General features: G+C 66.0%; 8 protein-coding genes and 1 pseudogene. 2 read left to right on the top strand and 7 right to left on the bottom strand.

The annotated features are described in order from the left end of the window. Nucleotides 1-176 precede the first annotated feature (176 nt). The 3 genes from KGM94_RS02140 to KGM94_RS02130 form a co-directional block, all read right to left on the bottom strand. Nucleotides 177-968 carry an enoyl-CoA hydratase gene (locus tag KGM94_RS02140; RefSeq protein WP_300254420.1) on the bottom strand — a complete coding sequence of 264 codons (792 nt, stop codon included), beginning with the start codon at nt 966-968 and terminating at the stop codon, nt 177-179. A 202-nt stretch (nt 969-1170) separates the two neighbouring features. Next, entirely contained in the window at nt 1171-2376 is a 1206-nt protein-coding gene (locus KGM94_RS02135; RefSeq protein ID WP_300254417.1) for an ABC transporter substrate-binding protein, read from the bottom strand. Between the two features lie 225 nt (nt 2377-2601). After that, nucleotides 2602-3015, bottom strand: coding sequence for a VOC family protein (locus tag KGM94_RS02130; RefSeq protein ID WP_300254414.1), 414 nt, complete (start codon nt 3013-3015; stop codon nt 2602-2604). A gap of 123 nt (nt 3016-3138) precedes the next feature. Between KGM94_RS02130 and KGM94_RS02125 the strand changes: the two genes are divergently transcribed. Continuing rightward, nucleotides 3139-3846, top strand: coding sequence for a thermonuclease family protein (locus KGM94_RS02125; RefSeq protein WP_300254428.1), 708 nt, complete (start codon nt 3139-3141; stop codon nt 3844-3846). A 189-nt stretch (nt 3847-4035) separates the two neighbouring features. Continuing rightward, complete coding sequence (locus KGM94_RS02120; RefSeq protein WP_300254426.1) at nt 4036-5385, top strand: M48 family metalloprotease; 1350 nt, start codon at nt 4036-4038, stop codon at nt 5383-5385. 94 nt (nt 5386-5479) lie between these two features. On the opposite strand, the gene KGM94_RS02115 is transcribed toward KGM94_RS02120, so the two are convergent. The 4 genes and pseudogenes from KGM94_RS02115 to KGM94_RS02100 form a co-directional block, all read right to left on the bottom strand. After that, nucleotides 5480-6322: a CarD family transcriptional regulator gene (locus tag KGM94_RS02115; protein WP_300254411.1), complete on the bottom strand. Its 843-nt coding sequence runs from the start codon at nt 6320-6322 to the stop codon at nt 5480-5482. A 331-nt stretch (nt 6323-6653) separates the two neighbouring features. Next, nucleotides 6654-6992: a ferredoxin FdxA gene (fdxA, locus tag KGM94_RS02110; RefSeq protein ID WP_300254408.1), complete on the bottom strand. Its 339-nt coding sequence runs from the start codon at nt 6990-6992 to the stop codon at nt 6654-6656. A gap of 143 nt (nt 6993-7135) precedes the next feature. Then, nucleotides 7136-7423, bottom strand: a pseudogene (locus KGM94_RS02105) (S4 domain-containing protein); the annotation flags it as partial. 72 nt (nt 7424-7495) lie between these two features. Next, nucleotides 7496-10819 (bottom strand): helicase-related protein, encoded by a 3324-nt coding sequence (locus KGM94_RS02100; protein ID WP_300254405.1) that lies wholly within the window; start codon nt 10817-10819, stop codon nt 7496-7498. Between the last annotated feature and the right edge of the window lie 500 nt (nt 10820-11319).

Here is an 11319-nt window from a genome sequence, read left to right as displayed (position 1 = left end):
GACTTCCAGCAGGATCGTATCCACCGGCAAGAGTGCGTTCTCCAGCCCGTACTTTGCAACGTTGCCGTCGCGATAGCAGATGGAGAGGCCCATGATCGCGGCGATATCAGAAATCACCGGCTCCAGGTGCGGCGCGACCAGGCAGATCTGCCGCAGGCGCATGTACTCCGCCATTGTCAGGCCCCCTGGAATGCCGGCTTGCGCTTCTCGACAAAGGCCTTTGCCGCTTCCTTGTGATCGGTGGTCTCGCCAGCGCGCGTGTGATGGAACGCCTCGCCATCGAAGCAGGCTTCCAGAGACATGGTCTCGGCATTGTTGATGTTGCGCTTGATGAAACCGAGCGCGATCGACGGCCCCTGCGCCAGCGACATCGCCAGCTCGCGCGAAGCCTCCTCGACTTCCGCGTCCGGCACCACCTTGGTGACCATGCCGAGATTGAACGCCTCCTGCGCGGTCAGCACCGGCGACAGCAGATAGAGCTCGCGCGCCTTGGCGCTGCCGAGCAGCTGGGTCAGGAAATAGGTGCCGCCGTAATCGCCGGAGAAGCCGACCTTGGCGAAGGCGGTGGTGATCTTGCAGGATTCGGAAGCGATGCGGAGATCGCAGGACAGCGCCATCGACAGGCCCGCGCCGGCCGCGGCGCCGTCGAGTTGGGCCACCACCGGCTTCGGCATCTGGTGCAGGATGCGCGAGACCTCCATGCCGCGGCGCAGGTTCGCGAGCTTCGCCTCGAACGGCAGCGGGGCACGCCCTTCCGCCATCGACTTGACGTCGCCGCCGACGCAGAAGGTTCCGCCGGCGCCCTTGAGCAGAACCGCGCGCACGTCCGTATCGTCGGCCGCGCGCCGCGCCGCCTCGACGAGCCCGCGCACCATCTCGGGCGCCAGCGCATTCTTCCGCTCAGGCCGGTTCATGGTGATGGTGAGCAGCCCGCCTTCGAGCTTCTGCAGGACCATGTCGTCGCTCATGGGAGGTCTCCTTGTTATATCGAGCGTTTCCACACCGTCATTGCGAGCGAAGCGAAGCAATCCAGAGATGTATCCGCGAAGGCGACCTGGATTGCTTCGTCGCTTCGCTCCCCGCAATGACGGAGATCGTGGATCGAAATCCCACGATGCGCAATTGCGCATTGGGTTCGCGCTTACGCGAACTCCGGGATGACGCTTCGCGTCATTTCTTCACCAGCGGGCAGCGCGACTGCTCGATGGGCTGGAACGCCTCGTTGCCGGACACGGTGGCGAGCAGCTTGTAGTCGTCCCAGCGGCCCTTGGATTCCGACGGCTTCTTGACTTCGAACAGGTACATGTCGTGCACCATGCGTCCGTCCTCGCGGATCTTGCCGCCCTTGGCGAAGAAGTCGTTGATCGGCGTCTCCTTCATCACTTTCATCACCGCGGCGGCATCGGTCGTGCCGGCGGCCTTCACCGCCTTCAGGTAATGCGTCACGGAAGAGTAGACGCCGGCCTGCGCCGAGGTCGGCGGCCGCTTCATCTTCGCCTCGAAGCGCTTGGAGAACGCCCGCGTGTCGTCGTTGAGGTCCCAGTAGAAGGCTTCGGCGAGCAGCAGGCCCTGCGCGGTCTCGAGGCCGATCGAGTCGATGTCGGTGACGAAGGCGAGCAACGGCGAGAGCTTCTGGCCGCCCTTCATGATGCCGAACTCGGCCGACTGCTTGATCGCGTTCACGGTGTCGCCGCCGGCGTTGGCGAGCCCGATCACCTTGGCCTTGGAGGCCTGCGCCTGCAGCAGGAAGGAGGAGAAGTCCGAGGTGTTGAGGGGGTGGCGGACGCTGCCCAGCACCTTGCCGCCGGTCTTGACCACGACGTTGCTGGTGTCCTTCTCGAGGTCCTGGCCGAAGGCGTAATCGGCGGTCAGGAAGAACCAGGTATCGAGGCCGGATTTGACGGCGGCAAGCCCGGTCACGTTGGCCTGTCCAAAGGTGTCGAACACGTAGTGCACGGTGTAGGGGCCGCAGGCCTCGTTGGAGAGCCGGATCGAGCCCGGGCCGTTGAACATGATGATCTTGTTGCGGGCCTTTGCGATCTCGCCGGCCGCAAGCGCGGTCGCGGAGGCCGCGACGTCCCAGATCATCTCGACGCCCTGGTTGTCGATCATGTCGCGGGCGATGTTGGCGGCGAGGTCCGCCTTGTTGAGATGGTCGGCCGCGATGATCTCGATCTTGCGGCCGAGCACCTCGCCGCCAAAGTCCTCCGCCGCCATCTTGGCCGCGGTCTCGCTGCCGGCACCGGTAATGTCGGCGTAGAGGCTCGACATGTCGAGAATGCCGCCGAGTTTCAGGGGCGGCTTGTCCTGCGCATAAGCAGCGCTCGCGCCCGCCACCAGCGCTGCGGCGAAAATGCCGGACAAGATTCGCTTCATGGAAAGATCTCCCTTGTCGTGCCGTACTCTGATGGCGGCTTGGTTGTTGGTGTTGGCGCGATCATGCCGCATGCGCGAGAGGGCAGCAAGTCGCGGCAAAGCGGGCGGCATCCGCGCAAGCGTTTCGCAAACGCGCGTTCTTTCCGCAAAGCGGAATGATGCGAAAGGGCGGAACTGCCTCCTACTCCGTCATTGCAATGACGAGGTCGGGGCAACAGCTGCACGCTACGCCAGCAGCCCTTTGCCCGGCACGTGATTGAGCTCGAGCCGGATGCCGTCGGGATCCTCGAACAGCAGCGAATAATAGCCGGGAGCCCATTCGTCCTCGCGCGGCGCGCGGACCACCTTTGCGCCCAGTGTCATCACGAAGCGGTGCAATTCGTCGACATCGGCGCGCTCGCGGGCGCGGAAGCAGAGGTGATGCAGCCCGACGCGCTGCTGCTCGAACGCGGCGCCGGCATGTTCCGGCGCCGGCGCCGCGATTCCGACCGCGGTGCGGCCGCCGACGCAATAGAACGTCGTCTCGGTGTCGATGACCGGCGTCAGCCCGAGAAACGGCAGCAGCTTGCGATAGAACGCGCGCGAGCGCTCGAAATTCGATGCGGTCAGGAAAACATGCGCAATGCCGTTGATCTCCATCCCTGAATCTCCCCCTTGGCCCCTTCGTTCTCGTCCCGGTTTCAGCTAGGAGTTCAGCATAGCGCAATTGCTCCGGGCAACGTGAAGCAACCGATTACCCTCCTCGTCGCCTTGCTCGCGGCCATGCCGGCGGCCGCCGCCGCGGGCGCCTGCCGGTTCGAGCCGCAGGGCGAAGGCCGCGTCGCAGGCATCGTCGATGCCCGCACCATCCGTCTCGACGACGGCCGCGAGGTGCGCCTCGCCGGGATCGAGCCGGCTGCGACTGCAACGCGGGCGCTGGCCGGACTGCTGAACGGCCGCGCGGTAAGCCTGCGCGGCACCGACGACACGCCCGACCGCTATGGACGGCAGCCGGCACTCGTCTTTCTCGCGGACAGCGAGACGCCGGTGCAGGCGATGCTGCTCGCGCAGGGCGAGGCGCTGGTCTCCGCCGAGATCGGGGACAAGGACTGTGCGGCGGCGCTGCTCGAGGCGGAGGCCGGGGCGCGGCGGGCGCGGAAAGGCACCTGGGCCGATGCCGCCGCCATAAAAAACGCGGAAAGTCCGGACGATATTTTGGCCGGGATCGGGCGCTTTATGGTGGTCGAAGGCAGGGTTCTATCGGTCCGGCAAGCCGGGGCAACGACTTATCTCAACTTCGGACGAAACTGGACATGGGGCTTCGCTGTGACTATTTCAAGGCGCATGCTGCCGGCGTTCGACGCCGCCGGTATTGCCCTTAAGTCACTGGAGAACAGGCGGATTCGGGTGCGGGGCTGGATCGAGGGGAATACCGGGCCGCGGATCGAGGTGCTCCGGGTGGGACAGATCGAATTGCTGGGCGCGAAATAGCCGACCGGGGCCAGCCGGAACTAGGCACGAGCAGGCGACGTGATTGGGGATTTGAGACGGCGCGAGACTGAGCAGAGCTGCGGCCTTCGGGCTGCGCGGGCTCTGCTGTGTCTCGCCCTCGTCGCCGGCCTCGCCGGCTGCGGCGACATCGGCCGCTTCCAGTTCCAGGCCGCCGTACCGAGCGTGGCGATGCCCAAGCCGAAGCCGGCGGTCGCGCAAACGCCCGCGACCGAGCGCGAGCATGAGCGCATTCTCGCGACCTATGGCGGCACCTACGACGATCCGCGACTGGAAGCGCTGGTCACCAGGACGGTCGAACGGCTCGTCGCGGCTTCCGATCGCCCGGATCAGGGCTACAAGGTCACCATCCTCAATTCCGGCGCCGTGAACGCCTTCGCGCTGCCGAACGGTCAGCTCTACGTGACGCGCGGCCTGCTCGCGCTCGCCAACGACACCTCGGAACTGTCCTCCGTGCTCAGCCACGAGATGGCGCATGTACTGTCCAAGCACGCCGCGATACGCGAGGACGAGGCGCGCAAGGCCGCAATCGTGACCCGCGTCGTCACCGACATGAGCAACGATCCCGAACTCACGGCACTCGCGCTCGCCAAGACCAAGCTCACCATGGCGAGTTTCTCGCGCAAGCAGGAGTTCGAGGCCGACGGCATCGGCGTCGGTCTCTCCGCCCGCGCGCATTTCGACCCGTTCGGCGCCTCGCGCTTCCTCGCGGCGATGGAGCGCAACGCGGCGCTGAAGGCCGGCAAGACCCCGCTCGATCCGCGCGCGCAGGACTTCACCTCCTCGCATCCGGCAACGCCCGAGCGCGTGCAGAACGCGCAATCGATCGCGCGGCAGTACGGCACGCCGGCAGATGCCGAGCGCGACCGCGAGACCTATCTCGGCGCGATCGACAACATCGTCTACGGCGAGGACCCCAGCGAAGGCTTCGTCCGCGGCCGGCGCTTCCTGCATCCGAAACTCGGCTTCACCTTCGCCGCGCCCGACAATTTCACGCTCGACAACACCGCGCAGGCGGTGATCGGCGTGCGCGAGGGCGGCTCGCAGGCGATGCGCTTCGACGTCGTGCGGGTGCCGGCCGAGCAATCGCTCGGCGACTACCTCAACTCCGGCTGGATGGAAGGCGTCGACAAATCCTCGACCGAGGACATCACCATCAACGGCTTTCCGGCCGCCTCCGTCGTCGCCAAGGGCGATCAGTGGCAGTTCAAGGTCTATGCCCTGCGCTTCGGCAGCGACGTCTACCGCTTCATCTTCGCCAGCCGTCAGAAGAACACCGAGAGCGAGCGCAACGTGCGCGAAACCGTGAACTCGTTCCGCCGGCTGACGCTGGAGGAAATCCAGGCCGCGCGCCCGCTGCGCATCAAGGTGATCACCGTGCAGCCCGGCGACACCGTGGAATCGCTCGCGCACCGCATGGCCGGCATCGATCATCCCGCCGAACGCTTCCGCGTGCTCAACGGCCTCGACGCCAAGGGTCAGGTGAGGGTGCGCGACCGCGTCAAGATCGTCGTGGACTGACGCGCGGCGAGAGCGCTGTGCGCTGACTGTTTCCTTCAAACGAAAAGCCCGGCCGATCGGCCGGGCTCTTGATCGTTGGCGCGATGCGGGCCGCTTACGCGGCCTCGTCGGCGACCGCGGTGTCGTCGCCATCGGTATCATCGACCTCGGCCTCGCCTTCTCCTTCAGCCTCCGTCTTGGCGGCGGTGCGACGCGGGCTCTTGGCGAGTTGGGCCTCGATCTCCTTGATCGCCTCGGTCTCGGTCGAGTGCTGTACCACCGCGATCTCGCGGGACAGCCGGTCGAGCGCCGCTTCATAGAGCTGGCGTTCCGAGTAGGACTGCTCGGGCTGCGATTCCGAGCGATAGAGATCGCGCACGACCTCCGCAATCGCGACGATATCGCCCGAATTGATTTTTGCTTCGTATTCCTGGGCGCGTCGCGACCACATGGTGCGCTTGACGCGGGCGCGGCCCTTGAGCGTCTCCAGCGCCCGCTTCACCAGCGCGGGCTCCGACAGCTTGCGCATGCCGACATTGGCGACCTTGGCGGTCGGCACGCGCAGCGTCATCTTGTCCTTGATGAAGTTGATGACGAACAGCTCGAGCTTCGCACCGGCGATCTCCTGCTCCTCGATGGCCAGGATCTGGCCGACGCCATGAGCGGGATAGACCACGAATTCGGTGGCCTTGAAGCCCTGGCGCTGGGTGACGACCTTCTTCTCCTCCACCTTGGGGGCGGCGGCCGGCTTCACGGCGGGCTTGGCGGCAACGGGAGCCTTTACAGGGGCCTTGGCAACGGCAGCCTTGGCGGCGGGCGCCTTGGCAACCGCGGTCTTGCCAACCGGGGCCTTGGCGGCAGCAGCATGGGCTTTGGCGGCAGGCTTGGCGGCGGCCTTCGAAGCAGCAGGCTTCGAAACGGTCGCTTTCGCGGCAGTTTTGGCAGTCTTGTTCGGCATTGCGCTTCTTTTGTTCTTCGAGGACTTTGCAGCCGACGCCCTGGTCGCGGCACGGCCTTTGGATGCGCTACGGCTGGCCGCGGCGGCTTTCTTGGTATCCTTAGCTGAAGTACTCTTTTTACGCGTTTTCTGTGACACAGCCTGCGCGCGGAAACTGCCACGCCCCTGTTGTACAAAGGATTTCACGGGAACCCAGAAGGGCCAAGGGGGCTGACGGGGTTCGGCTCGAATGTGCTTTATATAGCACATTTCCCGCAAAAATCAATGATTTAGGGGTCCTGGAGCTGGTTTTCGGCGCGACCGGCGGTATTAGGGTTAAGTTTGGGCCCGTTTAGTCGCCGGAGCCGGGGCTCGGAGAAAAATATTTCTCGAACTTGCCTTCCATGCCGTCGAACTCCTTGGCGTCCGCCGGCGATTCTTTCTTCTGGGTGATGTTCGGCCAGCTCTTGGCATATTCGGCGTTGACCTCGAGCCATTTTTCGAGCCCGGGCTCGGTGTCCGGCTTGATGGCGTCGGCCGGGCATTCCGGTTCGCACACGCCGCAGTCGATGCATTCGTCGGGATGGATGACGAGCATGTTCTCGCCCTCGTAGAAGCAGTCGACCGGGCAGACCTCGACGCAGTCGGTGTACTTGCACTTGATGCAGGCTTCAGTGACGACGTAAGTCATCCAACGCTCCGAAAAGCTCTAGCGAATTTTGCGGCTTGCCTAGCGCGTAAACATCAGCGCCGCAAGATCGGCATCGCACGGTCATGGCTGGTTTTCGCTGCGATGAGGCCAAGAAGTGAACCTTAGTGCAGTTAGTTGCACTTTCATTCCGACTCTGCGTCTCGACCGGCCCCGCGTGCGCTCAGTTCCTCATAGAGAACGCGCGCTGCGGCGGCGTCGCCGCGCCGCTCGGCAAAGGCTGTGATCTTGAGAACACGTACCGCGCGGTCGAGCGCAATGGTGACGACGTCGTTGATCTTGATGGCGTGTCCCGGCGATCTCTCGCGCGCGCCGTTGACGCGGACGTGGCCGGATTCGACCAGCGCGGCGGCGGATGCGCGCGCCTTCACCACCCGCGCATGCCACAGCCATTTGTCGAGGCGCTGGCGCTCGGTCGTGACGCTATTCCCTTTGACGCGCTTTCTTCACGCGAACCGCTCCGCACTTCGCTCGAAAACGCTTTGCTACTCCTTGCGCCCCGCGAGCTGTTCCTTCAGCGCGGCGAGCTTTGCGAACGGGGAGTTGGGATCGACCGGCCGGTCGCGGTCGCGCGGGGAGGCGCTGGAGGCGTAGGGACGGAGCGAGGGACCGCTCTCGCGATCGCGGCGATCGCGGCCCTTGTCGCGGTCGCGGCCACGATGCTCGCGGCCGCCCTCGCGATCGCCGAACTTGCCCTTGCGGTCCTTGTCCCGCTCCTTGCCCTCGAAGCGGCGGCCCTTGTCCTCGCGCTGGTCGCGGCCGCCCTCGCCTGCCGCGCCCTCCTCGCGTCCCTTGCGGAAGTCCTTGCGATGGTGGCCGCCATGACGATGGCGCTGCTCCTCGCGCTTCTCGCCTTCGGTCGCTGCGGCCTCGCCTGGCGCGGCAGCGGCCTGCGCGGCGCCCTCCTGCGGACGCGGCTGATGATGACGATGGCGATTGCGCTCGCGATGGCGGTCCTGGCGCGGCTTGCGATCCTCATGGCGACCGCCGGGACGCCAGACCTCGACGAGCTGTGGCTCGGCCGGCGCGGCCTCAGGCGCGACGGGGGCGGCTTCGGCCTCTTCTGCGGGCGCAGCGATGCCGGGGGCATCCTCTGGCGTCACCGGCGCTTCAGCCTCGGTCACGGCTGCGGCGGCGGGTTCGGCTTCGTGAACCGGCTCTGCTGGTGTCTCCAGGCCCGGTGCGTCTTCGGGCGTCACGGGCGCTGCAGCTTGCTCGATCGCGGCTTCCGCGGCAACGGCCTCATCCGCGACGGGCATCTCGGTCGCGACAGCCGGTTCGGCGGTCGCAGCTTCCGCGGTCGCCTCAGCCGCAGGCGTTTCCGGAGCCGCCGGCTTCGGCGGCATTGGCGGACGCTTTTCCATGCGATAGCCGAGCGCGCGCAGCACCGAGGCAAAGTCCTCGCCGGCAGATCCCGTGAGCGAGGTCATCGCCTGCGTGACGACGAAACCGCGGCCGTCGAAGGCGCCTAGCGGCTTTTCGCCGGGCGAGGTCTCGCGCCACGCCAGCGCCGGGCGGATCAGGTCGGCAAGCCGCTCCAGAATGTCGACGCGCACGGCGCGCTCGCCGCACTGCTTGTAGCCGAGCACGCGATAGGCATCGCGGACGAGCTGCTTGTCGGCCGGGAACGAGGTGCGGCCCGAGCTCGCCAGATGCTGCGCGCCAGAGAGCGCCGAGAGATCGACATTGTCCTGCTTCAAGGCCCAGAGCAGTGCGGCGAGCGAGCGCGCGGCGGGCTTCAACAGGCCGGGGAAATAGATGTGGTAGGCGCCGAAGCGCACGCCGTATTTGCGCAAGGTCGCGCGCGAGGGCTGGTCGAGATCCTTCAGCTCGGCGGAAATCTTCTGCCGTTCCAGCACGCCAAGCGCCTCGACGAGCTGATAGGCGATGCCGCGGGCAATGCCGGTGACGTCCTCGGCCTTCGACAGCTCGAACATCGGCCCGAGCAGCTTCTCGATATGGGTCTTGAGCCAGAGATCGAGCCGCGTCTGCACTTTATCGCGCGGGCTGCCGGTCAGCCGCTCGTCGGAGATGATGCGGATGCGCGGATGCAGCGCCTCCTCTGCGGCAGACAGTCGCGCCACCGCGTCGCCGGTCCAGCGGATGGTGCCGTCGGAGACGAGCAGGAACTGCTCGTCGGGGGCGGCGGAGAGCTTTTCGGCGCGCGCATCGATCTCGCCGGCCAGCACCTGGGCTGCGGCGGCCTGCAACGCTTTCGCATCCGACCCTGCCTCCGCAGCGTCGGGCGCAAAGGTGAAGCCGTCGAGGCGGCCGATGACGTGGCCTTCGACGATGACTTCGCCGGTCTTGCCGATTTCAGTACTCAAGCTCGTATTCTCCCGCAGGCGGCGCATCAATACACTGGTCCGGCGATCAACGAAACGCTCTGTCAACCGTTCATGCAGGGCGTCCGACAATTTATTTTCGACCTCCCGCGTGATCCCCTGCCAGTGTTCGGGGTCGGCGAGCCAGTCCGGACGATTGGCGACGAAGGTCCAGGTGCGGATCTGCGCGATCCGGCCCGACAGCGTATCGATGTCGCCGGAGGCGTTGTCGGCCTGGTCGACCTGAGCCGAGAACCATGCGTCAGGAATGCGGCCCTTGTGCATCAGGAAGCCGTAGAGCGTGGTGACGAGTTCGGCATGGGCGGCCGGCGACAGCTTGCGGTAATCGGGGATCTGGCAGGCCTCCCAGAGCCGCTCCACTGCGGCCTTGCCGTGGGCCATGTCGCGGACGTCGGCGTCGCGGGCGGCGTGATCGAGCACGCGCATGTCCTCGGCGACCGGGGCGCGCGTCAGCGCCTCGTGTCCCGGCGGCAGCGCCAGCGAGACCTGCAGGGAGCCGAGCGAGGAGAAATCCAGCTTCGAGTTGCGCCACTGCAAGACTTTCACCGGATCGAAGGTATGGTTCTGCAGCGCATTGACGAGCTCGGGCTCGAACGGCGCGCAGCGGCCGGTGGTGCCGAAGGTGCCGTTGCGCGTGGCGCGGCCGGCGCGACCCGCGATCTGCGCGAACTCGGCCGGGGTCAGGCGGCGGAACTGGTAGCCGTCGAACTTGCGGTCGGAGGCAAAGGCGACGTGATCGACGTCGAGATTGAGGCCCATGCCGACGGCGTCGGTGGCGACGAGGTAGTCGAGGTCGCCGTTCTGGAACATCGCGACCTGCGCGTTGCGCGTGCGTGGGCTGAGCGAGCCGAGCACCACGGCCGCGCCGCCATGCTGGCGGCGGATCAATTCGGCGATGGCGTAGACTTCATCCGCCGAGAACGCGACGATCGCGGTGCGCCGCGGCTGGCGCGTGATCTTGCGGTCGCCGGCGAATTCGAGCTGCGACAGGCGCGGCCGTGTAATGATGGAGGCGCCGGGCAAGAGCCGCTCGATGATCGGCCGCATGGTGGCCGCACCCAAGAGCAGCGTCTCGTCGCGGCCGCGGCGGTTGAGGATGCGATCGGTGAAGACGTGCCCGCGCTCGAGATCGGCGGCGATCTGCACCTCGTCGACGGCCAGGAAGGACACGTCGAGATCCCTGGGCATAGCCTCCACGGTGGAGACCCAGAAGCGCGGCCTTTTCGGCTTGATCTTCTCTTCGCCGGTGATCAGCGCGACGGCCTCGCTTCCGACGCGGTCGGCGATCTTGTTGTAGACCTCGCGCGCCAGGAGCCGCAGCGGCAGCCCGATCATCCCGGAGGAATGCGCCAGCATGCGCTCGATGGCGAGATGCGTCTTGCCGGTGTTGGTCGGCCCGAGCACCGCAGTGACGCCCGCGCCGGGCGCGCGCTCGGAAGCGAAGGGAAAAGGAGGGAAGGCCATTATCCGATTAGGTAGTGGTGATTGGGGCGAATGTCAGTGCTGATTTGCAGGTGCGATGCGCGGGACTGTCATCCCCACACGCCGCCGCCGTGCCCCGGACGCGGCGCAGCGCGATAGCGGTGCGCCGCTGATCCGGGGCCCATGCTAGAGCGACGGGAGGCGATGGGTCCCGGCTCTGCGGAGCAGCGTTACATGCTGCGCCACGTCCGGGACATGCGTGCTGCAGATGCCGATAGAGCCAACCCCGCCGCAACTGTCTCACAATGCGACGCTTTTTCGGCTCCATCTTAAGCTTCGGAACGAGTCCGGAACGAATCGCGGCCGAATCGCTGACTCCTCTCCGCTTCCCGTTACGTTCACGCAAGATGTCGCGGGACTCGTATGAGTTGCGCACTAGATGGAGTTTTGCATCCGGCCGCAAGCGCTGTTTTCGCGGCCATTTCCTTAAAGTCGGAGCGTACGCGGAGTCGAATCAGAATCGAGATGGAGTCAACGGGATT

This window comes from Bradyrhizobium sp. (genome assembly GCF_028868675.1).
Lineage (GTDB): Bacteria > Pseudomonadota > Alphaproteobacteria > Rhizobiales > Xanthobacteraceae > Bradyrhizobium.
This window is presented reverse-complemented; position numbering and strand designations above follow the sequence as displayed.

Excerpts from the sequence above, each read along its gene's own strand:
- fdxA (WP_300254408.1), bottom strand. The coding sequence starts at position 6,992 with ATGACTTACGTCGTCACTGAAGCCTGCATCAAGTGCAAGTACACCGAC.
- KGM94_RS02140 (WP_300254420.1), bottom strand. The coding sequence starts at position 968 with ATGAGCGACGACATGGTCCTGCAGAAGCTCGAAGGCGGGCTGCTCACC.
- KGM94_RS02125 (WP_300254428.1), top strand. The coding sequence starts at position 3,139 with ATGCCGGCGGCCGCCGCCGCGGGCGCCTGCCGGTTCGAGCCGCAGGGC.
- KGM94_RS02130 (WP_300254414.1), bottom strand. The coding sequence starts at position 3,015 with ATGGAGATCAACGGCATTGCGCATGTTTTCCTGACCGCATCGAATTTC.
- KGM94_RS02115 (WP_300254411.1), bottom strand. The coding sequence starts at position 6,322 with ATGCCGAACAAGACTGCCAAAACTGCCGCGAAAGCGACCGTTTCGAAG.
- KGM94_RS02120 (WP_300254426.1), top strand. The coding sequence starts at position 4,036 with ATGCCCAAGCCGAAGCCGGCGGTCGCGCAAACGCCCGCGACCGAGCGC.
- KGM94_RS02135 (WP_300254417.1), bottom strand. The coding sequence starts at position 2,376 with ATGAAGCGAATCTTGTCCGGCATTTTCGCCGCAGCGCTGGTGGCGGGC.
- KGM94_RS02100 (WP_300254405.1), bottom strand. The coding sequence starts at position 10,819 with ATGGCCTTCCCTCCTTTTCCCTTCGCTTCCGAGCGCGCGCCCGGCGCG.